General features: G+C 65.5%; 17 protein-coding genes. 9 read left to right on the top strand and 8 right to left on the bottom strand.

Features of this window, described 5'->3' with window-relative positions; genetic code table 11:
- Positions 1–41: 41 nt before the first annotated feature.
- The 5 genes from KHP16_RS22115 to KHP16_RS22095 all read left to right on the top strand — a co-directional run bounded on the left by KHP16_RS22115 (position 42) and on the right by KHP16_RS22095 (position 13,200).
- Entirely contained in the window at positions 42–1,193 is a 1,152-nt protein-coding gene (locus tag KHP16_RS22115) for an acyl-CoA dehydrogenase family protein (protein WP_211961130.1), read from the top strand.
- Between the two features lie 13 nt (positions 1,194–1,206).
- Positions 1,207–2,217 carry an acyl-CoA dehydrogenase family protein gene (locus tag KHP16_RS22110; protein ID WP_211961181.1) on the top strand — a complete coding sequence of 337 codons (1,011 nt, stop codon included), beginning with the start codon at positions 1,207–1,209 and terminating at the stop codon, positions 2,215–2,217.
- Positions 2,218–2,380: 163 nt separating this feature from the next.
- On the top strand, positions 2,381–10,912 hold the full coding sequence (locus KHP16_RS22105; protein WP_211961129.1) for a hemagglutinin repeat-containing protein: 8,532 nt from the start codon (positions 2,381–2,383) through the stop codon (positions 10,910–10,912).
- Positions 10,909–11,340, top strand: coding sequence for a hypothetical protein (locus KHP16_RS22100; protein WP_211961128.1), 432 nt, complete (start codon positions 10,909–10,911; stop codon positions 11,338–11,340). The genes KHP16_RS22105 and KHP16_RS22100 overlap by 4 nt, the downstream gene beginning before the upstream one ends.
- Before the next feature lie 93 nt (positions 11,341–11,433).
- On the top strand, positions 11,434–13,200 hold the full coding sequence (locus KHP16_RS22095) for a ShlB/FhaC/HecB family hemolysin secretion/activation protein (protein ID WP_211961127.1): 1,767 nt from the start codon (positions 11,434–11,436) through the stop codon (positions 13,198–13,200).
- Between the two features lie 996 nt (positions 13,201–14,196).
- Here the strand turns inward: KHP16_RS22095 and KHP16_RS22090 are convergent.
- The 3 genes from KHP16_RS22090 to KHP16_RS22080 all read right to left on the bottom strand — a co-directional run bounded on the left by KHP16_RS22090 (position 14,197) and on the right by KHP16_RS22080 (position 18,625).
- Positions 14,197–15,462: an arsenic transporter gene (locus tag KHP16_RS22090; protein ID WP_211961126.1), complete on the bottom strand. Its 1,266-nt coding sequence runs from the start codon at positions 15,460–15,462 to the stop codon at positions 14,197–14,199.
- A 201-nt stretch (positions 15,463–15,663) separates the two neighbouring features.
- Positions 15,664–17,724: a penicillin-binding protein 1A gene (locus tag KHP16_RS22085; RefSeq protein WP_211961125.1), complete on the bottom strand. Its 2,061-nt coding sequence runs from the start codon at positions 17,722–17,724 to the stop codon at positions 15,664–15,666.
- Positions 17,725–17,734: 10 nt separating this feature from the next.
- Positions 17,735–18,625 (bottom strand): alpha/beta hydrolase, encoded by an 891-nt coding sequence (locus KHP16_RS22080; RefSeq protein WP_109583803.1) that lies wholly within the window; start codon positions 18,623–18,625, stop codon positions 17,735–17,737.
- A gap of 129 nt (positions 18,626–18,754) precedes the next feature.
- Between KHP16_RS22080 and KHP16_RS22075 the strand changes: the two genes are divergently transcribed.
- Complete coding sequence (locus tag KHP16_RS22075; protein WP_109583804.1) at positions 18,755–18,985, top strand: hypothetical protein; 231 nt, start codon at positions 18,755–18,757, stop codon at positions 18,983–18,985.
- Positions 18,986–19,003: 18 nt separating this feature from the next.
- Here the strand turns inward: KHP16_RS22075 and KHP16_RS22070 are convergent, their stop codons facing one another.
- On the bottom strand, positions 19,004–19,411 hold the full coding sequence (locus tag KHP16_RS22070) for a VOC family protein (RefSeq protein WP_115954200.1): 408 nt from the start codon (positions 19,409–19,411) through the stop codon (positions 19,004–19,006).
- Between the two features lie 118 nt (positions 19,412–19,529).
- A complete protein-coding gene (locus KHP16_RS22065; protein WP_109583806.1) occupies positions 19,530–20,399 on the bottom strand; it encodes a LysR family transcriptional regulator in 870 nt (289 codons plus the stop codon).
- Positions 20,400–20,582: 183 nt separating this feature from the next.
- On the opposite strand from KHP16_RS22065, the gene KHP16_RS22060 reads away from it, so the two are divergent.
- The 3 genes from KHP16_RS22060 (at position 20,583) to KHP16_RS22050 (ending at position 23,635) form a co-directional block, all read left to right on the top strand.
- Positions 20,583–21,308 (top strand): ribonuclease activity regulator RraA, encoded by a 726-nt coding sequence (locus tag KHP16_RS22060; protein WP_109583807.1) that lies wholly within the window; start codon positions 20,583–20,585, stop codon positions 21,306–21,308.
- 103 nt (positions 21,309–21,411) lie between these two features.
- Positions 21,412–22,440 carry a Bug family tripartite tricarboxylate transporter substrate binding protein gene (locus KHP16_RS22055; RefSeq protein ID WP_244835951.1) on the top strand — a complete coding sequence of 343 codons (1,029 nt, stop codon included), beginning with the start codon at positions 21,412–21,414 and terminating at the stop codon, positions 22,438–22,440.
- 22 nt (positions 22,441–22,462) lie between these two features.
- The gene (locus tag KHP16_RS22050) at positions 22,463–23,635 is read left to right on the top strand and encodes an alpha-hydroxy acid oxidase (protein ID WP_115954201.1); all 1,173 of its coding nucleotides are present in this window, start codon (positions 22,463–22,465) and stop codon (positions 23,633–23,635) included.
- Here the strand turns inward: KHP16_RS22050 and KHP16_RS22045 are convergent.
- The 3 genes from KHP16_RS22045 to KHP16_RS22035 are packed head-to-tail and all read right to left on the bottom strand — an operon-like array spanning position 23,613 to position 25,945.
- Positions 23,613–23,930 carry a YnfA family protein gene (locus KHP16_RS22045; protein WP_211961124.1) on the bottom strand — a complete coding sequence of 106 codons (318 nt, stop codon included), beginning with the start codon at positions 23,928–23,930 and terminating at the stop codon, positions 23,613–23,615. The two genes, KHP16_RS22050 and KHP16_RS22045, sit on opposite strands and share 23 nt — an antisense overlap.
- Positions 23,927–24,943: a 5'-nucleotidase gene (locus KHP16_RS22040; protein WP_211961123.1), complete on the bottom strand. Its 1,017-nt coding sequence runs from the start codon at positions 24,941–24,943 to the stop codon at positions 23,927–23,929. The genes KHP16_RS22045 and KHP16_RS22040 overlap by 4 nt, the downstream gene beginning before the upstream one ends.
- A 60-nt stretch (positions 24,944–25,003) precedes the next feature.
- A complete protein-coding gene (locus KHP16_RS22035; protein WP_109583811.1) occupies positions 25,004–25,945 on the bottom strand; it encodes a LysR family transcriptional regulator in 942 nt (313 codons plus the stop codon).
- Between the last annotated feature and the right edge of the window lie 59 nt (positions 25,946–26,004).

Raw genomic sequence — 26,004 nt, 5'->3', positions numbered from 1 at the left:
CCGCATCGAGGACCGCATCGAGGACCGCACTGAGGACCACTATGTTTGGCACGTTCACCCTTACCTCGTTGCCGCCGTCGGCGGCGTCGTTCCGGCAGGAGGTCAAGGCGTTCCTGCGCGAGCATCTGCCCGCGCTGCCGCCCGATGTGCGGGCGCGCTCGTGGATGGGCTTCGACCCCGCTTTCAGCCGTGCGCTGGCCGCGCGTGGCTGGGTCGGCGTGACGCTCCCGCCCGCATATGGCGGCGCGGGGCTCGATGCATTTGCGCGCTTTGTGCTCGTCGAAGAGTTGCTGGCGTGCGGGGCACCCGTGTCCGCGCACTGGATTGCGGATCGGCAGAGCGGACCGCTGATTCTTCGTTATGGCACCGACGCGCAGCGCGCGTTCTATCTGCCGCGGATCTGCCGTGGCGAGGCGTTTTTCTGCATCGGCATGAGCGAACCCAATGCGGGGTCGGATCTGGCGAGCGTGACGACGCGCGCCACGGCTATCGAGGGCGGTGGCTTTCGGCTCAATGGCCGCAAGGTCTGGACGACCAATGCGGACCGGTGCCAATACATGCTGGCGCTCGTGCGCACGTCCGGCGAGCCGGGGGATCGGCAGAAGGGGTTGTCGCAGGTGGTGGTCGATCTGTCGTTGCCGGGCGTGACGGTGCGGCCCATTCGCGATCTTGCGGGCGATGCGCATTTCTCGGAGGTGTTCTTCGACGATGTGTTCCTGCCAGCCGAAGCACTGATCGGCCGTGAAGGGGCGGGGTGGGAGCAGGTGAACGCGGAGCTTGCCTTCGAGCGTAGCGGGCCGGAGCGCATCTATTCGAGTGTGGTGCTGCTCGATACGTGGCTCGATGCATTGCGTCGCCTGCCTTCGGGGCGTCGGGATGAGGAAACGGTGGGCCGCTTGCTGGCGCGCATGGCCACGTTGCGCGCCATGTCGCTGGCGGTGACGTCGCGGCTGGCTTGCGGGGAGAGCCCGCTGATCGAAGCGGCGGTCGTCAAGGACCTCGGCACGGCGCTCGAGCAGTCGATCGGCGATTTGGCGGAGGCGGCGCTTGGTGATGATCCCGCATTGGCTGCCGATGCCGATCTCTATCGCACGTGCGCGTATGTGAACCAGATTTCGCCGACCTACTCGCTGCGCGGGGGTACCCGCGAGATTCTGCGCGGGATGATTGCGCGTGGGCTTGGGCTGCGGTGAACGGGGGACGATGATGGATAACGAGTATTCGGACGCGTTGGAATCGTTGTTGCGCGACCATTGCACGCCTGCGGTGGCACGTGCTGTCGAGGCTGGCGATGCGGCTTCGGGCGAGGTGTTGTGGGCGGTGTTGCGGGAGAGCGGGTTTGCCGATTGCCTGTTGCCGGATGCGGGACTGTCGTTGTGCGATGCCGGGCCGATGCTCGTGGCGATGGGGCGCTATGCGGTGCCATTGCCATTAGGGCAGACGATGTTTGCGCGGGCCGTGCTGGTTGCCGCGGACGTTGCGGTGCCGGATGGACCGATTGCATTGGCCACCGTCGAGGGCGTCGAGGGCGGTGCGCGCGCGCATGTTGCCGATGGGGCGACGGCTGCGTGGTATCTCGTGCAGGACGGCGATCGGGCTGCACTGCTTTCCCGCGATGCGGTGGCGATGGCGCGCACCGGGGCGCATGCGGACCTCGGCGTGACGATCGGCGTCGAGTCTTTGCCGGCCTCCTTCGCGTTGCCGCGCGGCACGTTGCGAAGCATCGGCGCCGCCGTGCATACGGCGCTGATCGCGGGCGCGATGGCGCGGACGTTCGATCTGACGTTGCAGTACGCGAACGACCGCGCGCAGTTTGGCCGGCCGATCGGGAAGTTTCAGGCGGTCCAGCACCAGATCGCGCTGCAGGCGGAGCATGTGGCGGCCACCCGGATGGCGGCGCAGCTGGCTTGCCAGGGGGAGGGATGGCAACCGGACGCCATGCGCGCGGCCATCGGCAAATGCCAGGCGAGCGAGGCCGCGTCCACGGTCGCCGCGCTCGCGCATGCGGTGCATGGGGCGATCGGCGTAACCGAGGAATACGACCTGCAACTGTTCACGCGGCGGCTGCATGCGTGGCGGATGGCGGAGGGGTCGGAGCGGTATTGGGGGAGGTGGATTGGCGGGATGGCGCTGGATGGTGAAGCCGAGGTGGTGGAGGAGATTCGGCGGTGGAGTGGGGAAAGTGTTGCGGCCTCCGACGATCCACTCGGTCGCTGAAAAAATGGACGAAACACCATATGCGGTGCGGCCTGCGCGTTGGTACTATTTTGCAGCGTTGAGGGTATGTGGATCGAAGTCAATTTAACTATCACAAAAAGTAGGGTGTAAAACCCTTAAAACATCCCCTACGCGGCGCCCCGAAAGTGTCATTCGGGGTCCCATGAATCGCCTTCGTTACCGCATTGTGTTCCACCGCACGCGCGCCATGCCGATGGCCGTGGCGGAGACCGCCAGCAGCACCGGAACGGGCCGGCGCACTGCCGCGCCGGGCACGGCGCAGCGCGGCACGCTGCCCCGAGGTGGGGTGCATCGTTTTGCCGTGCATCGGTTCACGATCCCGGCGACACCGGCGATTCGACTGGCGGTATGGATCGCCCTCGGGACGTACATGGCCCTGCCGACGATGGCAACGGCGCAGATCGTCGCCGACCCCAACGCGGGTGCCAACCGTCCCACGGTCGTCACGACCGCCAACGGCCTCCCGCAGGTCAACATCACGCGTCCCTCCAACGCGGGCGTCTCCACGAACCACTACACCCAGTTCGACGTCAACCGCGGCGGCGCGATCCTCAACAACTCGCCCGGCATCGTCAACACGCAGCAGGCGGGTTTCATCAACGGGAATCCGAACCTGCTTCCCGGCGGCTCCGCGCGCATCATCGTCAACCAGGTCAACAGCATGTCCCCGAGCCAGTTGCGCGGCTACGTGGAAGTGGCCGGCCCCGGCGCGCAGGTGGTCATCGCCAATCCGAACGGGATCCTCGTTGACGGCGCGGGCTTCATCAACACGCCGCGCGCGACGCTGACGACGGGCACGCCGATCTATGGGGGCAGCGGCAGCCTCGATGCGTTTCGCGTGACGGGTGGTCAGATCAGTGTCGAGGGCGGCGGTCTCAACGCCGCGAGCGTCGATCAGGTCGATGTGATCGCGCGGGCGGTCAAGGCCAACGCGGCGCTCTACGCGAACCGGCTCAACGTCGTTGCCGGTGCCGGTGCCAACAACGTCAACTACAACACGCTGGAAGCCAACGCCATCGCGGGCACCGGCCCGGCGCCGTCTGCCGGCATCGACGTGAGCCAGCTTGGCGGCATGTACGCCAACAAGATCCTGCTGGCATCCACGGAACTCGGCGTCGGCGTCTCGCTACGCGGCGTGGCGGCGGCGCAGGCCGGTGACATGATCCTGACCGCGCAAGGCAAGCTCGTGCTGGCGGGTCAGACCAACGCCAGCGGCAATCTCGCGATCGCTGCGCGCGATGGCATCGACAACAGTGGCACGACGTACGCCCTCGGTGCGATGCGTGTGCAGACCGATGGCACGCTCGCCAATAGCGGCACGCTGGCCGCGCAGCAGGGCCTCAGCGTCAACGCGCAGACCATCGCCTCCACCGGCACGCTGGCCGCGGGCATGACGCCAGACGGCGCGACAGCGGGGGCCGCCGACCTGACGCTGAACGCATCGGGCGCGCTGGCTGCCACGGGCCGAAACTCGTCCAGCGGCAACGACACGCTTCAGGGGAGCAGCGCCAACCTTGCCGGCAGCCAGACTGCCGCCAACGGTAGCCTCACCCTGTCCGCCGGTGCGATGGACCTGTCTGGCGCCACCGTACAGGCGGCGGGCACGCTCACGGCCAACGCCGCCGCGCTTGGCACGCGGCAGGGCAAGGTGCTTGGCGGCAACGTGGTCATCGCCGCGCAGTCGCTCGACAACACCGGCGGCCAGATCGAAGGCACGCAACTCGCGATTCAAACGACGGGCGACCTCGTCAACCGTGGCGGCTCGCTCAGGCAAACTGGCGCGACCGACACCACCCTGACCGCCGGCGGGACGCTCGACAACACCGGCGGCACGATCGTCGCCAACGGCACCCGCCTCTCGATCGGCGCCAGCAAGGTGGCCAACGACGGTGGCACCCTGTCTCACGCGGGAACAGGCAGCCTGACCGTCACGAGCCAGCAGACGCTGACCAACACCGGCGGCGTCATCCAGACCAATGGCGACCTTGCGGCGCAAGCGGCGACGCTGAACAACAGCAGCGGCACGATGTCCGCGCAGGGCAAGACCAACGTCGTCGCCAGTGGCGATCTGTCGAACCGGCAGGGCATGGTCTACGGCAACACCGGTCTGACGCTGGCAAGCGGCGGCAGCATCGACAACACGTCGGGCTCCGCCCAGACCGCGGGCAATCTGGCCGTCGGGGCCACCGGCGCGCTGTTCAACACCGGCGGCACGTTCGCTGCCAACGGTACCTCCGGCACGGCAACCGTCACCGCCACCAGCATTGACAACACGCGGGGCGCGATCGTCAACGCCGGCGATGGCGCGACGACGGTGACCGTCGCCAACACGCTCACCAACACGGCGGGCAAGATCGGCGCCAACGGCGACATCACCGTCGCCGCGCAGACGCTGGCCAACGACGCCGGCGCGCAGATCGCGGCCGGTCGCGCGCTCGACCTGCAAGTGCGCTCTCGCGTCGACAACCGCAGCGGCACCCTCTATGGGCAGAGCCTGACACTGAACCAGATGGGCGCCGCACTCGGCAACGCCAGCGGGCAGGTATTGGCCGGCAAGGACGTCAGCGTCAATGTTGGTTCGATGTCGAACCTCGGCGGCGCGGTCAAGGCCAATCAGGACGTTGCCGTCGCCGGCGCGCTATCGGGCAGCGGCACGATGATCGCCGGCCGCGACCTCACGCTGAACGTGGCGGGCGACTACACCAACGACGCTGCGAACCAGCTGCACGCCAACGGCAAACTGAGCGTCACGACGACGGGCACGCTGACCAACACCGGCACGCTCGCCTCGGCGGGAGCCGTGACCGTGTCCGGTACCAACGTCGTCAACGCCGCCTCCGCAGGCGTCAACGCCACGACCACCACGGTCACCGCCACCAACGTTGTCTCCAACGCGGGCCGCATCGAAGGCGATACCGTCCGGGTCACCGGCCCGACGGTGACCAACACCGGCACGGTGATTGGCAACAACGTGCAGGTGCAGGGCACGGACATCGTCAACAACGGCGCCACGGCCCTGATGGCCGCCGTGCAGAACCTGAACCTGTACGCCACCAGCTCGTTGACCCGCGCGGTCCAGAACCTCGACGGCGCCACGCTCTACAGCGCGGGCAATATGCAGATCGCCCGCGATGGCACCCGGGACGCCAGCACAGGCCTGCTGGCCAATCAGACGAACACGCTGATCAACCGCTCCGCGAACATCGAGGCGGATGGCGACATCGATATCGCCGCCAATCAGGTCAGCAATACGCGCACGCGCATCGTCACGGCCGCGGGCACGCCCACCGAGACCGCCTCGCAGACGCTGACGTTGTGGCAGGCCGGACTGTCGGGCATCGATCTGTCGGTGCACCTTAGCCTCACCTTCCCACAGTGGAGCTGGAGCACATCGGCCGCGCAGGTCAGCACGCCGCAGACAAACGCGCTCCGTAACCCCATCACCGTCACGGTGGACAAGGCCGACGTCAAGAACCTCGACCCGGCTAACAAGACGCTGTCGTTCGTCAAATCGCCCATCGAGGAATACCTCGACCCGATCGCGACGGCGAGTTCCCCCTGCGACCAGGCCACAGGCATCTGCACGCGAGAGATCGCGACACGGCCTACGCAGTATTACCAGTCGATCACGGATAACGGCACGACCTACAGCATCACGCTGTGGCCCGACTGGGATCCGAACCTGCACATCCGCCCGGACGAGGTGAAGCAGGCCAACTTCGGTCACGACTACAACGAGATTAGCCGCACCACGGTCACGATGACCGCGACGGACCAGCTCGTCAGCGCGACGGATGCGGCGAAGATCCAGGCATCCGGCAACATCCGCATCAACAGTAACAACGGCAATATCCTGAACCAGTCGTCGACGATGGCGGCCGGCGGCAACCTGATCCGCGTGGCCGCGAACGGCAGGATTCAGGATGTCGGCACGGTGTTGCAGCAAACGGTGACCACACAGGATACGTCCACGTTCTACTGGCACCAGCGCACGGGCGGCAGTTCGGACACGCAGGTGGTTGCCTATCCGAGCGCGCCGCAAGCCCCCACCACAACGTCGGCGCTCGCCGCAGTGGCGACCGCCAACCAGAACGTCCAGACCACCGCGCAGAACGTGACCGTGGCGTCGGTGAACACCGTCGGCGCCGCGGTGACGGGCGCGACGGTCTCCGGCGGCGGTGCCACCGGTACGCAGGCTGCCGGCGCCACGGGCAATGCAGGGCAGGCCGGCGCAGTCGGGACCAGCACCGTCAAGGGCGTAGTGCAGACGCTGGGCACACCGCAAGGCGGCATCCCCAACCTCACGCTGCCCACCAACGGCCTCTACCGCTTCCGCACCGCGCCGGGCGACACCTACCTTGTCGCCACGGACCCGCGCTTCACGCAGTACACGAACTTCATCTCGAGCGACTACATGCTGGGCGCGCTCGGTCTCGATCCGCAGAAGACCCAGAAGCGCCTGGGCGACGGCTTCTACGAAGAGAAGCTGGTCCGCGATCAGATCACCCAGCTGACGGGCAAGACCTTCCTCACGGGTTACACGGACCAGCTGGAGGAGTACAAGGCGCTGATGAACAACGGCGTCACGTATGCCAAGGCGTTCGACCTGACTCCGGGCGTCGGTCTCACGGAAGCGCAGATGCGCCAGCTCACGACCGACATGGTGTGGATGGTGTCGCAGGACGTGACGCTGCCGGACGGCACCGTGCAGTCGGTGCTCGTGCCGAAGGTCTATCTGGCCCAAGGCAACGGCGTAGACCTGAACAGCACCGGCGCATTGATCGCGGGCAATACGGTCTCGATCGATGCAACCGACACCGTCAACAACAGTGGATCGATCGTGGGCAACCTCGCCACGCAGGTGGTTGGCACCGACATCGTCAACCGGGGTAGCATCGGCGGCATCGGCAGCAGCGGCACGACCGTCGTCAGCGCGACGCAGGACGTTCGCAATCTGGGCGGCCGCATCGGCGGACAGGACGTCGTCGTGGCGGCGGGCCGCGACATCGTCAACCAGTCGCAGACGATCACCAATACCACGACGCTGGCAAACGGCAACAGCGCAAGCGCCACCGGCATTGGCGCGGTGGCCACCATCGAAGGCACGGGCAACGTCGCCATGCTGGCCGGCCGCGACATCACGATTGCTGGCGGTACGGTGGATGCCGGCAACAACGCGATGCTGGCTGCGGGCCGTGACCTGAACATCGGGACGGTACAACTCGGCACGACACAGGATGCGACCGCGCATGGCGGGAAGGATTATCTGCGCGAAGAGACCACCGTGAATGCCGGCAGCACGGTGAAGACCGGCGGCAGCATGACCGCGGTGGCGGGACGTGATGCGACGCTGACGGGCTCGGCCATCGATGCGGGGGGAGACGCCGCGCTGGTGGCCGGCCGCAACACGACCGTAACCGCCGCCATGGACACGCACACGCAGGCCGCCGGTGCGATGAGCAACAAGGCCTCCCAGTTCACGCAATCCGCGTACGACGAAAGCACCCGCGCCGCCACTATCGACGCAGGCGGCAACGTCACGCTTGGGGCAGGGCAGACCGCCGTTGTCAATCAGATCCTGCAGGGCAACGGCATCGCTGCCGCGCAGTCCGACGGCACTGGCAATGTGGCGATCCTCGGCTCTGGCGTGTCGAGCACGGACGGCGCCGTCAAGCTGGTCGCCACCGGCGACGTGACCATTGGCACGGTTACCGAGCAGCACCGCAGCGACAGCTGGTCCCATACCGAAAGCTCGGGCTTCATGTCGAAGAAGGAAACGACCACGACGTCGAGCACGCGCGACAGCGTGGCGGTTGGCTCGGTCGTGTCGGGCGACACCATCACCGGCAGCGCCGGCCGCGATATGACCATCGCCGGCTCGACCGTCGCCGGCACGCACGATCTCAGTCTCGAAGCCGGTCGAAACCTGACCATCACCACGGCCGAGAGCACCAGCGAAAGCCAGACGTATTCCCATACGAAGGCCACCGGCTTCGGTGCCACCGGTGGCGGCCTGTCCTACGGCATGCGCGACCAGAAGGACACGACGCATGACAGCTCGGTCACGCAGACCGGCAGCCTCGTCGGCAGCACCGACGGCAGCGTCACCCTGAAAGCAGGCAGCACGCTGCAAATCACCGGCAGTCAGGTCATCGCAGCGAAAGACCTGACTGGCGTGGGCGCCGATGTCATCATCGAGGCCGCCAAAGGAAGCGAGCACCACGACGAGACGCACGAGATCAAGCAGACGGGCTTCACGCTCGGTGTGAGCGGCGGGGCCATCGGCGCGGCGATCAATGCCGGCCAGAAGATCAACGCGAGCACGAAGAGCGAAGATGGGCGCGCGTCGGCGTTGTGGGGCATCGCAGCAGGTCGGGACGCCTATGACGCGGCCGCTGGTGCAGGCGCCGCCTATGACGCCCTGAAAGCGGGAGAGGGGCCACAGGGCGCGGCCATCACGCTGTCCTTCGGCACCAGCCAGAGCAAGAACACGCTGACGCAGGACAGTACGACCCATATGGGGTCGAATATTCAGGCGGGCGGCACCGCCACGTTCATCGCAACGGGCGTGGATGCCGACGGCAACAAGACCGCCGGCAACCTGAACATCATCGGCTCCGACGTTTCGGCCACCAAAGTGGGTCTAGGCGCCAGGGGCGACGTGAATATCGTCTCGGCCACCGACACCTACGAAAGCCATGCCACGAACAAGTCGAGCGGCGGCAGTATCGGCGTGTCCTACGGCGCGCAGGGCTTCGGCGTGTCGGTGTCGGGCCAGATGAGCAAGGGCAACAGCGATACGGTCGGCACGACGCAGGTGAACAGCCACGTGACAGGCAGCGAATCCGTGACGATCGTATCGGGCAACGACACCAATATCCTTGGCGGCATGGTCAGCGGCGGCAAGGTGTCGGCCGATATTGGCGGCAACCTGAATATCGCCAGCCGGCAGGACACGGAGGTCAGCCACGCCGAACAGAAAAGCATGGGCGGCGGTCTGAGCATCAGCCAGGGCGGCGCGAGTGGTTCGTTCTCCGCCTCGAAGGGAAAGGCCGACAGCGATTACGCCAACGTGACGCAACAATCGGGCATTCGCGCGGGCGACGATGGGTTCGATATCCATGTCAAGGGCAACACGGATCTGAAGGGGGCCGTCATTGCGAGCACTGCCGATGAGGACAAGAATCAGCTGACCACGGGTACGCTGACGTGGAGCGATATCGAGAACAAGTCGGACTATAGCGGCACGTCGATGGGCCTGTCCGGTGGGCCCACCTTTGGCCAGAAGGCGATCGACCAGAAGTCGGGGCAGACGGCGGGCAAGAACACGGGCGGCGTGGGCCCTTTCATCCCGCAAGATGACAGCGGCAGCCAGCGCGGTGTGACCCAGTCGGGTATCGCGGCCGGCACGATCACGATCACCGATCAGGCCAATCAGAATCAGGACGTGGCGACGCTGAACCGGGACCTCGGCAATACCAACACCACGGTCGGCAAAGGTCCGGACCTCAACAACGTGCTGGGCAAGCAGGCCGACATGATGGCGGCGGCGCAGACGGCAGGGGAGGCGGTGGGGAGGACGGTCGGGGATATTGCGGATGCGAAGCGCAAGGCGGCGACCGACGCGCAGATCGCGGCGCAAATTGCTTACGACGCGAACCCGTCCGAAGAGAACCGCGCAGCGCTCGATCAAGCCATGGCGGATGTGGACGGCTGGAAGGACGGCGGCCCCTACCGCGCCGCCCTCCACGCCGCCGGCGGCGCCATGATCGCCGGCCTCGGCGGCGGCAACGCCCTCGCTGGCGCGGCAGGCGCTCGCGTGTCATCCCTCGCCGCGGAACAGCTTGCGACGGTGGGCAAGGCGGTGGCGGAGGGCGCGGGGACTGGCAACAAGGATCTGGATGAGGCGATCGGCAACCTGGCGGCGAACCTCGCGGCGGGAGGCATCGGCGCTGTTGCTGGCGGTGGGTCAGGTGCGGCGACTGCGGCGACTGCGGATCGGTTTAATCGGCAGTTGCATCCAGATGAGCGAAAGTGGGCAAAGGATAATGCCAAGGCTTTCGCTGCATTTTATGGAGGTAGGACCGGTATTGTTCTGACAGTGGATCAGGCGGAAAGCATGCTATTGGGCACAGGTTATAGGCTTGTTGATGCAGTAGCGAAAGCGGGCCCTGGTGGAGACCAGTACGCCGTGGCTTACATCAGTCAAAATGCCGGCCATCTTTTCGTCGCCACGACTGGCGAGTACAACAATCCTTTCCGCGGGGGGAGCAACGATGGCCGGCTTTCACCGGAGCAGACTGCCCTGCCAGGGTCGCGACCAGCGATCGTGCCGGACTATGTGAGCGCTAATCGCTCTGGAGCCGGCTTGGCCGGAAATGCAGCGCTGAACCTCCACGATGGTCAGGCCTACGTCGGTGCAGGTGGGACAGTTCCAATCGCGCCCTCCGGCAGCATTGTTTGGGGCTTTATCTTCAGCAAGCATGGTGATGCGAGTCTGGCCACAAACTCTTTTCTGGAGGGTGCGTCGTATGTCGTGGGTGGTTGTTGGGGGATCTGTCTGAATATCAATAAGGCGGTCGGGGGCGGACTCGCTTTGGAGGTCGGATTCGGCTCGGCAGGGGTTGCCGCCGGAACAGGCGTGAACGTAAAAATAGATCGCAAGAGAAAATGAAAAAGAGTACCGAGATTTTGCTATCGATTGTTTTTATTATTATTGTCCTGATAGGCATCGTAGATTCATTCAAGTCGAACCCATCTCTTGCGGAGACCAGATCGGCTCGTCAGATGATGCGGCATGACATGGAAATCATCCGCAGTGAAAATGTAAAGATTCTCGATTTTGATGATGACAAAAAAACGAAAATAAGCAGCGCTACGCTAAGGCTTACGGTTTCGTCCGAAGCATGGTCTACAGCTTTGATGAAAAAATATAAGGAAAAACTGAATTCGTTGGGATGGATGACATCCAATAATTCGGGCGAAAAAATTTTCTTATGTAAGAGTGGTGCCTCCGCCCTCATCATGTTCGATGACAGTACGCGCAATGGATACCTCTACATGACGTATCCATCCGAGCGGCGTGCGGCATGTGCGGATTAGGCTGGCGCCGAAAATATATCGGGCTTGAGTCGGTGCAGATAAGAAAAATGGCGTTCGTAACGCCGCGGTTCGGTCACTGTTGCATATTCCTATATGTCTCACAATCGCTACCCCCTCGCGTCCGCAACGACGATCGCGGTCATCCTCTACGCATCCAACGCGAACGCCCAGGTTCCCCAGCCTCCCACTCAATCCGCCGCCCTAACCAACGCCGAACAAGACCAACGCACGCGCCTACAACAAGAATCCCGCGAACGCGCCGCCGCGATCAACGCGCCCGCCGTCCGCGGCGAGGCCATCGCGCGGGCTGAGTACCCGACCTTGCCACAGGAAGCCCCCTGCTTTCGCATCACGCAGTTCAAGCTCGAAGTCCCAAAAGACCTCCCGCCTGCCATGCAGTCCATCGGCGCCTCCGCGCTGCCCATGGACCCGTTCGCCTTCGCCCAGCAATGGCTATCCCATTATGAAGGCGAATGCATCGGTAAGCAGGGCGTTGAAACGCTGGTAAAAGGCCTGTCGCAGACCATCCTGTCAAAAAACTACGTCACCACCCGCGTCCTGATCCCGACGCAAGACCTATCGTCAGGCACGCTGATCCTGTCCCTGATCCCCGGCGTCATCGGCGATATCCGCTTCAACGACCCCGAACTGTGGGGCACATGGAAGAGCGCGTTTCCCACCGCCCCGGGCGAACTGCTGAACCTCCGCGATCTCGAGCAAGGGCTCGAGCAGATGAAGCGCGTGGCGAGTCAGGACGTGGACATGCAGATCGTCCCAACCGCCGTGCCCGGCCGCAGCGATGTCGTCATTGCGGTCAAACGCAACAAGCCATGGACAGTCGTGGCGTCGGTAGACAACTCCGGTTCCAGGTCCACGGGCAAATGGCAGGGCAACGTCAGCGTCGGCATCGACAACCCGCTTGGCCTCAGCGACATCTTCAACGTCGGCTACAACCAGGATCTGATGTTCGGCAACAAGGAGCACGGCACGCGCGGATGGAACGGGTTCTATTCAGTGCCATGGGGCTACTGGACCGCGACACTGTCGGCATACAGCAGCAACTACTTCCAGCAAATCGCGGGCGTGAACACGACGTTCGTGTCGAGCGGCAAGTCGGAGAACGTTGACCTGAAACTTCACCGTGTCCTAAGCCGAAGCCAGAACGATATCTTCGGCATGCAGATCAAGCTGACGCGCCGTTTCGGCAAGAGCTATATCGAAGACACCGAGATTCCGCAGCAGCACCGCAACAATACGATCGTCGAAGTTGGCGTGACGGACCGCCATTACTTCGGTCAGTCGCAACTGGACGCGACGCTCTCCTTCCGTCAAGGCGTCGGCGCGCTTGGGGCGCAGGACGATGCGTTGGCGTCGGATGGCGGCCCCACATGGCGCTACCGGATGATGGTGCTCGACGCCAACCTGTCGGTCCCCGTCAAGGTCGCCGAGCAGGCATTGCGATACGTGACCACCGTAAGAGGCCAGTTTACCAACGACCGCCTCTACTACATCGACGACCTGACAATCGGCAGCCGCTATACCGTGCGAGGTTTCGACGGAGAAAGCCAGTTGGCGGGCGAGAAAGGGTTCTACTGGCGCAACGAACTACAGGCGCCGCTGGGCGAAAGCAATCAGGCCGTGTATGTCGGCCTGGACTACGGTCGCGTCTATGGCCCGTCAACCGAGGCACTGGTGGGCACGCAACTCGCCGGCGCTGTCGTCGGCCTGCGCGGCGGTATCGGTTCGGCCAAATTTGGCGGGATGTCTTACGATGTGTTCCTCGGCACGCCGGTGTACAAGCCAGAGCAGTTTCAAACAGCGTCAGTGACGGCGGGATTGCAGGTTGTTTATCAGTACTAAGCACGACGCACACGGCGGTCGGCAAAAGTATCAGGACTTTGTCAGCGTGCAGCGCCGCCAGGCCGACAGGATGGCGGCGCAGCGGGCGGCAGGGGAGGCGGCTACGGGGACGGTCGGTGATATCGCGGACGCCCAGCGCGAGGCGGCGACCGACGCGCAAGCTTTACGATTAGTCGTAGATGAAGCAGGAAGCACTTGCAGCGAAGTCCGATGAGGATATTTAACTGACGCAATCTATGGCTGATTCTCTCAAAACATCTGTTGAGAAAGATCCGAGCGAAAGATGATAGGGATGAACGAAAAGCGAAAGCAATTGCAGAAAAAATTCCTAAGAGCCTATATCGCGTGGATATCGATGCCTCTTTTTGCTCTTGCTTTTAGTCTCGTCCAAGGCGCCAGTTGGAGGCCGGTTCTTGTTGGAGTCCCCGTCTATTTGACGTTTTTCGTCGGAATTACTTATCAGTTTATCAAGGAGCTACGCGCACTAGCGCGGGATGAGCGAGATGAGCCTCCACCTCCTCCGTGGAAGAGTCCGTGGGAAGAGGATTGAAAGGGCGCTGGCGTGCCGCTCGGATTGTAGGTCGAGGATCGGATATGAATTCTCCGGGTAACCTTAAAAAAATACTCAAGCGTCTGATTGTGGGCTATCTCAGCCTGACATACCTCGTCCTTGTGGCGGCGGGCTTCTCTTTGGCTCAGGGGGCCGGGTGGAGGCCGCTTATTGCCGGCTTGCCGGTTTTTCTCACTTTCTTCGTGGCTATCACCTACTACTTCGTAAGAGACCTGCGGGCACAGAGGCGGAGAGACCGTGGCGAATCAGAGCCACCTCCACGGACGGGGCCATGGGAAGAGGAATAAATTGCGCTTCCTCGTTGTGAGAAAATTTATAGGATTGGCATCGCGCATGAGCTCAGACTCATGAATTCAGGCCCACGGACTTAGGCCCATGATTTCGCGTCTTTGATGGCTCCGAAACCATCTCTCGAACGGCGCGGATTACAACAACTGCGCCGCCAGCGCGGCCACCAACGCAATAGGCGTCACCAGTGCCCCAAGCCGCAGGAACTGCATGGCGGTGACCATATGTCCCTCGCGTCGTAGCGCCGTCAGCCATAGCAGTGTCGCGAGCGAGCCGCTGACCGAGAGGTTGGGGCCGAGGTCAACGCCGATCAGTACCGCGCCGGTGACGGCTTCGGAGGCGTGGCCGGCGGAGAGGGCTGACGCCGCGATGAGGCCGGCTGGCAGGTTGTTCACGATGTTGCAGGCGAGGCCGACCAGCACGCCCGCCGCGATCGTCCCGACATGGCCCGCGATATCGTGCGGGTGCGAGGACAGCCATTGCACCCAGTGCGCCAGTTGCGTAATCACCCCGGTGTGCTCCAGGCCGGCTACCAGCACGAACAGCCCGGCCACCAGCGGCATCACGCCCCATGAGACTTCGCGCACCGCCGGCATGAACAGCCGCGGTTGCGACAGGCATACCGCGCCTAACGTGACCAGACCGCCCAGCGCCGAGGGCCAGCCGAGGTCGCGGCCGAGCAGGGATGCGGTCAGCAGGGCGATGCCCGTGATGGCGATGCCCGCCGTCGTCAGCCATGCCTGCAGCGACAGCGGCGGGGTGGGAACCTCTTCCGCAATGCGCTCCGACAGGGCCTCTCGCTGGGTCCAGTACAACACCGCGAACGTCACGACGATCGCGATGATCGATGGCAGCGTGAAGCGTGCGAGCCATGCGGCCAGCGGCGGCATGCGTTCGCCGAACAGCACGAGATTGGCGGGATTCGAGATCGGTAGCGCGAAGCTCGCCGCGTTGGCGATGAACGCGCAGGCGAACAGATACGGCAGGGGATACTTCACGCGTGCGGCCCGGGTCGCGGCCAGCACGGCCGGAGTCAGCACGACCGCGGTCGCATCGTTCGACATGAAGATGGTGACCACCGTGCCGAAACCGTAGACCAGCGCGAACAGGCGCCGCGCGGAGCCCTGCGCGCGGCGTACCGCAAGCGCGGCCACGTGGTCGAACAGGCCCGTCTTGCGGGCGAGCTCGGCGATCAGCATCATGCCCGCGAGGAACAGGTAGACGTCATACCCGCGGGCGACCGCGGCCCATGCGTCGGCCAGCGGCAGCAGGCCCGCGACACAGAGCGCGATCGCGCCCGCCATCGCCCAGCACCATTCGGGCAGGCGGAACGGGCGCAGCAACACGCCGAGCGTGGCGGCGCACGCGATGCTCCAGATCAGGGGGGTAGACCAGGCGGACACAGATTCGTCAGGTTAAGGTGGAACTCGCCCCGCTGCGCCGATCGCGCAGCGCAAAAGGGGGCATGAGCGGTGCGCGGGCCGCCATGGAGAGGGCCGCGCACGCGGACGGTGCGACGCGGCTGGGCAAGGGCGTGGTCAAGGGCGTGGTCAAGGGCGTGGTCAAGGGCGTGGGCAAGGGCGTGGGCCGGGCGCGCACGATGCTCAGAGCTGACCGGGGCCGCGCGGGGCGGCGTTCGTGGCGGGCATGCCCAGCGCGGGCGTTGCCGCGCCGCCATTGCCATCGCGCACGGCCGCGGGGCCAAAGCCGTCGTTAGCCGGCGTGGCGCCGTCGAGCGGGGCCTCCGCGGGCGCGGGCGGCGGGAAGCCGATGGACGCGACAGCGTGGACGCCCTCCGGATATTCGGTATAGGTCCAGTCCCCATTGATGCGCGCGACGCCCGACGGCGCCTCGAACAGCGACACGGGCACGCCCGCGAGCCGGCCTTCCATATACGCGGCCCAGATCGGCAATGCCGTGGTCGCGCCGAACTCGCGCTTGCCCAGCGGGCGGTTGTCGTCGAAGCCCATCCAGGCCACGGTCACGATCTCGCCGGCGTAACCCGCGAACCATCCATCGATCGAATCGTTGGTGGTCCCGGTCTTGCCCGCGACGTCCTGACGCCTGGTATAGCGCCGGACGGCGGTACCGGTGCCCGCATCGACCACGCTATGCAGCAGGCTGTCCATGACGAATGCGTTGCGCTCGGAGATCACGCGCGTCGGTGCAACGGCCGTATCGGCCTGAAACAGGACGTTGCCCTCGCCGTCGGTGATCTTCTGGATCAGGTACGGCTCCACGCGGTAGCCGTGGTTGGCGAACACGCCGTATGCCGCGGCGAGCCGCATGGGCGATGTGGTGCCGGTGCCGAGCGCCATCGGCAGGTACGGTGGCAGGCGGCTCTTGGAGAACCCGAACTTGCCCGCGTAGTCGATCGCGTATGGAATGCCGATCTCGCGCAGCGTGCGGATGGCCGGCAGGTTGCGCGACTCGGCGAGTGCCTCGCGAACCGGAATCGGCCCGACGAAGCGATCGTCATCGTTCGAGGGATTCCACTTGGGATCGTCCAGCGGCGCATCGTTGATGAGCGTGCCAGGCGATACGCCACGCTCCAGCGCGGCCGAATAGATAAACGGCTTGAACGTCGAGCCCGGCTGCCGTTGCGCCTGCGTGGCGTGGTTGAAGCGATTGGTCTGGAAGTCCGATCCGCCGATCATCGCCTCGATCGCGCCCGTCTGGCTGTCGAGCGAGATCAGCGCGGCCTGCGGGGTGGTCCCGCCATGGCGCTGGCCGTATTTGTCGATGCCCGCGCGCACCGCGTCGTACGCCATGGTCTGGCGTACGGACGACACCGTGGTGTAGACGTTGATGCCGCGCGTGTAGGCCTCGTCGCCGAAGCGGTCATGCGCGAGCTGGCGCGCGAGTTCGGCCACGTACTCGGCATGGCCGGCGTAGCGTCCATTGCCTTCCGCCACCACGCTGATCTTCTCGGCCCGCGCATCGCGATACTGGTCCTGCGTGATCATGCCGAGCGACAGCATGCGGCCGAGCACGTATTCCTGCCGGCGCGTCGCGCGCGGCAGGTTCACGGCAGGGTTCATGGTCGAAGGCGCCTTGGGCAGGCCAGCGAGCATCGCGGTCTCCGCGAGCGACAGGTCCGCAAGCGGTTTGCCGAAGTAGACCTGCGCGGCACTCCCGAACCCATACGCATGTTCGCCCAGATAGACCTGATTCATATAGAGCTCGAGCACGCGGTCCTTGGGCAGCGAGCGGTCGATCTGCCACGCCAGCAGGATCTCGTACCATTTGCGGGACAGCGTCTTCTCGCGCGACAGATAGAAATTGCGCGCGACCTGCATCGTGATCGTGGACGCGCCCTGCGCGTAGCCTTCGCCGATATTGGCGAGCGCCGCGCGCACCAGCCCCGCGAAATCCACGCCGGCGTGCGAATAGAACTGATCGTCCTCGGCCGCGAGCAGCGCCTCGGTCATGCGCTTGGGCATGTGCTCGATGGGGATGAACTCGCGGTGTTCCGTGCCGAACTCCCCGATCAGCGTGTTGTCGCTGGTGAAAATGCGCAACGGGACATCGGGCCGGTAGTCGCGCAGCGCATCGATCGAAGGCAGTTGCCGCAGGCTGACCACCGCGGCGAAGCCGGCAAGCAGCACGCCGGCGGCCGCCAGCCCCGCGAAGGCGGTGGCGGTCCAGATTGCGATTTTTTTCATGGCCGCGATTCTACCGCGCCGCAGCGAGCGGCAAAGGCTCACCGGCCTCCGAGTGATCCGCCGGCGGTGGCGCGATCGTCCTTACAGGTGCGCGGGAAGGCACCTGTCGTGCGAATGCGCAAAGGGCAAGCCACGTTTCCTCGCGTTCCACGATCGTGAAGTGGTCGGTGCCGGGGATCGTCTGCAACGCCACGGGGCCTGGCCATGCGGCGATCAGGCGCTCCGAGCATTCGTGCGGGACGACGGCGTCGGACTCAGCGAGCAGGACCTTGGTGCTTTGCACCACCTTCTTGCAATGGGAAATCGAGTCGAAATGGTGGCGCATGAGCTGGCGCAGCGGCACGAGCGGAAAGCGCTTGCGCACGATTTCGAGCAGCGAGTCGTAGGGCGTGATGAGCTGCAGGCTCTCGAAGTCCTGCAGGTCCGCGAGCTGGATCGCCACTCCTGTGCCGAGCGAGCGGCCGACCACGTGCACGCGCACGCCGGGGAACGCGCGGCGGATATGGAGCAGGAACTGGCTCGCGTCCGCGACGGCCGAGGCTTCGGACGGCATGCCATCCGAGTGGCCGAGGCCGCGATAGTCGAACGTCGCGAAGCCCATCCCGTCGGGCAGCCATTTGACGTACTGGAGCGTCTCGAGGACATCCTCGCCACGGCCGGGCAAATAGAACAGGAGGTCGTCCACGCCGTCGTCGCCCGCGTGATACAGGTATCCGCGCAGCATGCCGCCGGGCACGGTGTGCGAATACGCGAGGATGCCTTCGGGCAGTTCGCGGGGCGGCCGGCGGCGCGCGTCGAACAGCAGGCGTTCCTGGTTGACCGCGAGGTACGTCCAATAGCAGACGAAGCCGCCGGCCGTGACCAGCGTGGTGGCGAGCGTCCGGCGGATCAGTGTTGACATGAGGCTCGATGACATGAAGCCTGTTTTTTTCGATGGATCCATTCAGACAGCGATTGGTTGACGCAAGTTCGCGCGCAAGTTCTTGTACGATACGCGCTTTGGAGCATTACACGGCCGAGGGGGCCAGCCATGGACGAACAGAAGCGCGCCGAGGAGGCGCAGGCAATGGAGCGCGTGGTCGCTGCCACGCGGCAGGTGCAGGTTGCCTTTACCGCCTTGCAAAGCCAGTATCCGCCGGAGGGCGCGGGCAAGCCATCCAAGCTCGCATTGCAAACGTTCGATGCCGCACTGCAGGCGCTGGAAGACGCGCAGGCGACGTTCGACGAGATGCTCAACGATCTGCTGGACGGCAATCGCTGACTGCCTGCCGCCGGTTCGTCAGGCCGGCGGATAGCTGGCGACCTCGATCAGGTTGCCGTCGGGGTCGCGGCAGTAGACGGAGTTCATGGGGCCCAGCGCGCCGGTGCGTTGCGCCGGGCCGGCTTCCACGGGGACCTCGTGCGCGAGGAAATGCGCCACCACTTCGTTGGGTGGCATTCGCGTGATGAAGCACAGGTCGTCGCTGCCCGCGGTCGGGTGGGCGCCCGTGAACCATGCGACGGTGTCTTCGCCGATCGGCCTGAGGTTGATCTTCTGCTGGCCGAATTTCACGGACACGCGCGGGCCCGTGCGTGACGGAAAATCTTCGCGCTGCATGCCGAGCACGCGCTGATACCACGCGGCGCTGGTTTCCACGTCCTTCACGTTGAGGACGATGTGGTCGATGCGATCGATCGCAAGGGTCATGCGGGGCCTCCTGGTGTGATGGGGCTACTTTACAGGGTTTTTGCCTGCGGCTCGCCAGACCATTGAACCCTCTCCCCCGGCCCCTCTCCCCGAGGGAGAGGGGGGCGAACCATCGGCATCAGGGCATGCCGGCGGGGCGGGTCTCCACCATCGCCTCGAACAATCTCGCGTATTGCGATTGCCTCGGCCACAGGAAGCCGAGCTGCCTGACGGGCCTGCCCTCCGGTAGCGGCAGGATCACCGCGGTGTCCGGCACCGCGGTGCGCGGGTAGCAGTCGGGCACCAGCGACACGCCGAGCCCCATGCTCACCAGCAGCAGGATGCCATCCGGCGAATCCAGCTCGAACCGTTCCTGCGGATGCAGCCCGCGTTCCTGAAGATATTGCTCGCCCAGCAGCCCACCCCAGGTGCGGCGGTCGTAGCGGATCATTGGCTGTTCGGCGAGGATCCTGTCGGGGTTCTGGTCGGCCAGATGCGCGGGGGCCAGCAGCACGAGGGGTTCCGTGCGTAATGTGTGCCAGACGTACGCCTTCGGCAGCTTGAACGGCGGCTCCACCAGCAGCGCGGCGTCTACCTTGCCCGTGACCACCTGATGGTAGAGGTCGTGCGAGGTCCCGATCTCCATCGTGGCGTCCAGCCGGGGATGACGGAGGGCGATGTACCGCAGCAGGTCGGGCATGACGTTGGTCAGCGCGGTACGGATGGTGCCGATGCGCAGGCCTCCCGGAAACCCTTCCGTGGAGACGGCCATCTCCAGTTCCCTGACGTCGCGCTGGAACCTGCGGGCGCGGGCGAGCAGCCGCGCACCGGCTTCGGTAAGGCGCACGAACCTGCCGGACCGCGTCACCAGCGGCGCGCCGAGCTCACGCTCCAGCGTCCGGAGCCGCTGCGACAACGCCGTCGGCGTGATATTGATCCGCCGCGCGGCCTCGGCCATCGAACCGCATTCGGCCACCATCACGAAGGTGTCGATGAAACGTGTATCCATGTGGGCACACCAAACAAAAACTTCACTCTGAACGCGAGAAAACGCAATTGTCCTGCAGTTTGGACATGCCCACAATGGCCCGGCGAGGCAGGCCGGGTATCGCCGGCTCGGTCGTCCGTGTCGATGGCGGGCTGATCGCCAGCATCTGAACCATTCCTTTTCCGGCCAGGAGGCCCATCCAATATGACCGTTGAATCCCTGCCGCTCGACCCGCGCACGATTGGGGTGCTCTCGAAGATCACCACCGCCACGCTGACCACGGTACTGCTCAAGAAGGGCCTGCGTAACGTCTGGCTGCGCGGCGCGATGCCGCTGCATGCGAACAGCCCGCGGCTCGTGGGCCGCGCTTTCACGCTGCGCTTCGTGCCCGCGCGCGAAGACCTGGCGACACCGGCATCGTGGTCGTCGCCGATCTCCACGCGTGCCGCCATCGAGGACATGCCCGCGGGGTGCATCGCGGTGGTGGATGCGATGGGCGTCAAGGATGCCGGCATCTTCGGCGACATCCTGTGCGCGCGTATGAGCAAACGCGGCGTGACCGCGCTCGTGACGGACGGCGTCGTGCGCGACGTGGACGGCGTGCGCGGGACGGGCCTGCCCGTGTGGAGCAGTGGCGCCGCGGCACCGCCCTCGGTGGCCGGTCTGACGTTCGTCGCCTGGCAGCAGCCGATCGGCTGCGGCGGCGTGGCGGTGTTCCCGAACGACGTCGTGGTGCTCGACAACGACGGCGCTGTCCTCATCCCGGCCGATCTGCTCGAGGAAGTCGTAGCAGAGGCGGAGGAGCAGGAACGCGTCGAGGGCTGGATCATGCAGCAGGTGGAGGCGGGCGAGAAGCTGCCGGGCCTGTATCCGCCCAACGAAGAGAACAAGAAGCGCTATCAGGCCTGGCGCGCGCAACAGAAAGACTGACTCACAACGCTTGAGCAGGGCAGGACAACGCGCGGCGCAGCGCGCGTTGCGGGGACGGTCGCGCCCGACGCGGCCGCCCAACAATAAATCAAAGGAGACAGACATGACACACACCGGCGGGGAAGCCCGCGCGCCACGGCCGGCGGCCTCGCGCCGTCAGTTCATCACGGCATCGCTGTGCGCGGGCCTTGCCGCCACGTTCGGCGGCACCGGCATCGCAGCCGCCTCCACCGACTATCCGACCAAGCCCGCCACGCTGCTGGTGGGGTTCTCCGCGGGCGGCGCGGTGGATCAGGTCGCGCGCCTCGTGGGGCAGGGCCTGAGCAAGGACCTGGGCCAGTCGTTCGTGATCGAGAACCGCGCCGGCGCGACGGGCACCATTGCGGCGGAAGCCGTCGCTCGCGCCAGGCCCGATGGCTACACGCTGCTGCTCGGCACGCAATCGACGATGGTCGTGGCGCCGGGCATGTATCCGAAGCTGCGTTTCGACCCGGTGAAGGACTTTGCGCCGGTCTCGCTGATCGCCTCCGTGCCGCTCGTGCTGGTCGTGCATCCATCGCTGCCTCTGCACACGGTGCAGGACGTCATCCAGTACGCGCGCGAAAAGAACGGCGCGCTCAACTATGCATCGTCGGGCCCCGGCGGTCCGCAGCATGTCGCGGCCGAGCTGTTCTCGACGATGGCCGGCGTACAGATGGTGCACGTGCCGTACAAGGGCGAGGCCAATGCCATCGCCGACGTGCTCGGCAACCAGGTACCGCTGATGTTCAGCAACCTGCCGACGCTGCTGCCCTACATCCGTAGCGGCAAGCTCCGTGCGATTGCCGTGTCGAGCCTCGAACGGGCGCCAAGCGCGCCGACTATCCCGACGGTGTCGGAGTCCGGGCTCAAGGGCTTCGAGGCGCTGACGTGGTTTGGCCTGTACGCGCCGGCCGGCACGCCCGCCGATGTCGTGCGGAAACTCGAGCAGGGCGTGAAGGTGGTGACGTCCGATCCCGAGACGCGCGCCAAGATGGCGGCGCAGGGCATGAAGGTGGAGGCCTCGGACAGCGCGACGTTCAGGCAGTACATGGCGTCGGAGAGCGTGAAATGGGGCGAGCTCGTGCGCAAGTCGGGCATCAAGCCGGAATGAGTGACCCGATGAGAGCGACCCGATGAGCGAGATGCTGTGTCTCGATGATTTCGAGGCGGCCGCGCGCCGCCACCTGCCCGCGCCGGTATTCGGCTACATCGCCAGCGCGGCCGAGCGGTATCGCTCGTTCCAGGGGAACCGAGAGGCGTTCGACGATGTGGGCCTCGTCACGCGCGTGCTCGTCGATATCTCGCGCCGCTCGATGGCCACGCCGCTGTTCGGCCGCACCTATGCGTCGCCGTTCGGCATCGCGCCGATGGGGCTCGCGGCGCTGTCCGCGTACCGCGGCGATATCGTGCTGGCGGAGGCGGCCGCGCAGGAGAACGTGCCGATGATCATGAGCGGGTCGTCACTGATTCCGCTCGAGCAGGTTGCGCGGGTCAATCCCGAGGCGTGGTTTCAGGCCTATTTACCCGGCGACGAGCCGAACATCGTTGCATTGATCGAGCGCGTGCGCGCCGCGAACTTCGGCACGCTCGTGGTCACGGTGGACACGCCGGTGCAGCCCAATCGCGAGAACTATGCGCGGGCGGGATTTTCCGCGCCGCTGCGGCCCAGCGCGCGGCTCGCGTGGGAGGGCGTTACGCATCCGCGCTGGCTGTTCGGCACGTTCCTCCGGACGGTGGTGCGGCATGGCCTGCCGCATTTCGAGAACAACTACGCGACGCGTGGGGCGCCGATTCTCTCGCCCAACGTGCAACGCGATTTTGCCGACCGCGGGCATCTGGACTGGCGGCATTTCGCGCTGATTCGCAAGCTGTGGCCGGGGACGCTCGTCATCAAGGGCATTCTCGATGCGCGGGACGCGCGGATGGCGGTCGATGCGGGTGTGGATGGGATCATCGTGTCCAACCACGGCGGGCGGCAGCTCGATGGCGCGGTGGCGCCGCTGCGGGTATTGCCGCACGTGGTGCGGGCGTGTCCGTCCGTGCCGGTCATGCTCGACAGCGGTGTGCGGCGGGGCAGCGATGTCCTCAAGGCGCTCGCGCTTGGGGCGAAGTTCGTGTTCGTGGGGCGCCCGTTTTGCTATGCGGCTGCCGTGCAGGGAAGGGCGGGGGTGTGCAAGGCGATTGCGCTGATGAAGCAGGAAGTGTCGCGCAACATGGCGATGCTCGGCGTGACGTCGGTCGCCGAGATCGACGAGCGCTTTCTGTGGCCCCCACCTGGCCAAGCTAGCGAGGCTGGAACACGATGATGGCCATGCCCGCGATGGCGACCGCCACGCCGGCGATGTCCCAAGGGCTGGGCTTCACGCCGTCCACGAGCCATAGCCAGCAGATGGCGACCGCGATATAGATGCCGCCGTACGCGGCGTACACGCGTCCCGAGGCGTCGGGATGCAGCGCCAGCAGCCAGGCAAACAGCCCGAGCGATGCGGCAGCCGGCAGCAGCAGCCATGCGCTGCCGTTCTGGCGTAGCCACAGGTACGGCAGGTAGCAGCCGAGGATCTCCGCCAGCGCGGTGAGTACATATAGCGGGACGGTCTTCATGCGGCGTCGGGCGTGGCGTCGCCGGATGCTTCCGTCAGCAGGTCGATGTCAGGTGTGGCGGGTGTGGCGGGCGTGGCGGGCTTGGCCACGCGCCGCTTGCGCGACGGCGCAAGCAGCTGCCCGCCCTTGTAGGGCACATGACCCGACGGCACGACGGCCGCGGCGCTCTCGACGTGGATCTCCTGATCGTCGAAGAACATGTGGGCGCCGAAGGCATGCAGCACCTGGTCCTTCGGCAGCCCGCCGAGGAAGAACGCCTCGTCGATCTCCACATTCCACGCGCGCAGGGTGTGGATGACGCGCGTGTGGGCGGGGCTGTTGCGCGCGGTCACGATGGCAATGCGCACCGGGCATTCGCCGGGCGGGAAATGCTGCTGCACTTCCGCGAGCCGCAGCAGCAGCTTGGCGAACGGCCCTTCGGTCATGGCCTTGTGGCGATGCCGCTGTTCGTGGCGGATGAACGCTTCGAGTCCTTTCTGCTTGTAGATGCGTTCGGACTCGGCGGAGAACAGCACGGCGTCGCCATCGAAGGCGATGCGGATCTGGTTGTCGGGGGCCTGATAGTCGGGCGGCACGTCGTACAACTGCGCGGCCGCCACGCCGCCGTCGATCGCCGCCTGCACGTCGGCGGCATCGCGCGACAGGAACAGGTCTACCTTGAACGCATGCAGATACCGGTCGATGGACTCGCCGCCGGTGAATGCGGCGCGCGTGATGTCGAGCTTGTGGGCCTCGATGGCATTGAACGCGCGAAGCCCCGTGTCGGGCGAGTTCCGCGAGATCACCACGACTTCGACGAGGCGCCTGCCGGGGATGGCGGTGTTCAGTTTCAGCAGGGCGCGGACGAGGGGGAACGCGGTCCCGGGCCGCAACGGCTCATCTTCGTGTTCGCGCTGATAGGCGGTGTAGGCGGCAACACCGTCGCGCTGATAGATACCGTTCTCCAGCTCGAGGTCGAACAGCGCGCGGGAGGAGATGCCGATGACGAGTTTATCGGTGAGATCGTAGGCCATACGGCAGTATATGCGAGAGGTGGTGCCCTCTCCCCCAAGCGGGGGCGTAAGCGCTGGAGACTACGCCACCACCTTCCGTAACGCCGTGACCAACGCCGACACCACCTCGTTCTGCTCCGCCTGCCGGCGCCACATGATCCCCACCGGCGGTAGATCCCAGCTCAGCGTGTAAGGCAGCACCGCCGCCGCGCCGCCGTCCACCAGCTCCGCGGCGACTGATTTGGGAACGATGGTGATGGCGGCGGGCTGGCTTCGTAACAGGGTGGCGGTGGTCTTGATCGAGTAGGTCTCGACGGTGGGCAATGGCGGTGCCACCCCGGCCGTGGCGAACATCGTGTTGATCGTGCGGCGAACCGGGGTGTGAGGTGGCGGGAGGATCCAGTCGAGCGAGGCCAGCCGATGCCAGTCCAGCGGGCCGCGTGCGAGCCGGGTTGCCGCGCGCGATGGGACGACCAGTACCGGTTCCTCGCGATACAGCGGCGCCTGCACGATGTCCTCGCCGGGCACATAGAACGATCGCACGATCACGCAGTCGAGTTCATGCAGGCGCAGCGCGTTGACGAGTTCGTCGGTCGTCCCCTCCCGCACGAGTACCGATAAACGAGGCTGCTGGTCCAGTCCATACGCGCACGCCGCATCGAGCACCGGGCGCGAGATGTAGGGAATGACGCCGAGCCGTAGCCGACCGCGCAATCCCGCCTCGATGGCCGTGAGTTCGCGGCCCAACGCCTCCGCTTCGGCGAGCGATACGCGCGCATGGGCCAGTACCGCGGTGCCCACGGCGGTGGGCTCCAGCCCCTGGCGCGTGCGTTCGAACAACGGGGTCATGAAGATGTCCTCGATCTCCCGCAATGCCTTGGTCACCGCCGGCTGCGAAAGATCGAGTTCCGCCGCCACGCGCGACACCGAGCGTTGGCGTTCCAGCGCCAGCAGCAGCGGCAGGTGCCGTAGCCGCAGGCGCGAGACCACGTTGTGCAGGAGTTGGTCCGAAGGAGCGGGCATAAGCAGGGCGGCGCATCGTTGGGTATAACCAAATAGTAATACCACAATAATGAAATCGC

This window comes from Cupriavidus plantarum (assembly GCF_905397285.1).
GTDB classification, from domain to species: domain Bacteria; phylum Pseudomonadota; class Gammaproteobacteria; order Burkholderiales; family Burkholderiaceae; genus Cupriavidus; species Cupriavidus plantarum.
Note: the sequence above shows the minus strand (reverse complement) of the source record. Positions and strands in the feature narration are given on the sequence as shown.

What these genes read in the sequence shown, in the direction of transcription:
- KHP16_RS22040 (WP_211961123.1), bottom strand. Translation starts at nt 24,943, where the DNA reads ATGGCCTACGATCTCACCGATAAACTCGTCATCGGCATCTCCTCCCGC.
- KHP16_RS22045 (WP_211961124.1), bottom strand. Translation starts at nt 23,930, where the DNA reads ATGAAGACCGTCCCGCTATATGTACTCACCGCGCTGGCGGAGATCCTC.
- KHP16_RS22115 (WP_211961130.1), top strand. Translation starts at nt 42, where the DNA reads ATGTTTGGCACGTTCACCCTTACCTCGTTGCCGCCGTCGGCGGCGTCG.
- KHP16_RS22085 (WP_211961125.1), bottom strand. Translation starts at nt 17,724, where the DNA reads ATGAAAAAAATCGCAATCTGGACCGCCACCGCCTTCGCGGGGCTGGCG.
- KHP16_RS22110 (WP_211961181.1), top strand. Translation starts at nt 1,207, where the DNA reads ATGGATAACGAGTATTCGGACGCGTTGGAATCGTTGTTGCGCGACCAT.
- KHP16_RS22060 (WP_109583807.1), top strand. Translation starts at nt 20,583, where the DNA reads ATGACCGTTGAATCCCTGCCGCTCGACCCGCGCACGATTGGGGTGCTC.
- KHP16_RS22080 (WP_109583803.1), bottom strand. Translation starts at nt 18,625, where the DNA reads ATGTCAACACTGATCCGCCGGACGCTCGCCACCACGCTGGTCACGGCC.
- KHP16_RS22075 (WP_109583804.1), top strand. Translation starts at nt 18,755, where the DNA reads ATGGACGAACAGAAGCGCGCCGAGGAGGCGCAGGCAATGGAGCGCGTG.
- KHP16_RS22070 (WP_115954200.1), bottom strand. Translation starts at nt 19,411, where the DNA reads ATGACCCTTGCGATCGATCGCATCGACCACATCGTCCTCAACGTGAAG.
- KHP16_RS22055 (WP_244835951.1), top strand. Translation starts at nt 21,412, where the DNA reads ATGACACACACCGGCGGGGAAGCCCGCGCGCCACGGCCGGCGGCCTCG.
- KHP16_RS22100 (WP_211961128.1), top strand. Translation starts at nt 10,909, where the DNA reads ATGAAAAAGAGTACCGAGATTTTGCTATCGATTGTTTTTATTATTATT.
- KHP16_RS22105 (WP_211961129.1), top strand. Translation starts at nt 2,381, where the DNA reads ATGAATCGCCTTCGTTACCGCATTGTGTTCCACCGCACGCGCGCCATG.
- KHP16_RS22095 (WP_211961127.1), top strand. Translation starts at nt 11,434, where the DNA reads ATGTCTCACAATCGCTACCCCCTCGCGTCCGCAACGACGATCGCGGTC.
- KHP16_RS22050 (WP_115954201.1), top strand. Translation starts at nt 22,463, where the DNA reads ATGAGCGAGATGCTGTGTCTCGATGATTTCGAGGCGGCCGCGCGCCGC.
- KHP16_RS22035 (WP_109583811.1), bottom strand. Translation starts at nt 25,945, where the DNA reads ATGCCCGCTCCTTCGGACCAACTCCTGCACAACGTGGTCTCGCGCCTG.
- KHP16_RS22065 (WP_109583806.1), bottom strand. Translation starts at nt 20,399, where the DNA reads ATGGATACACGTTTCATCGACACCTTCGTGATGGTGGCCGAATGCGGT.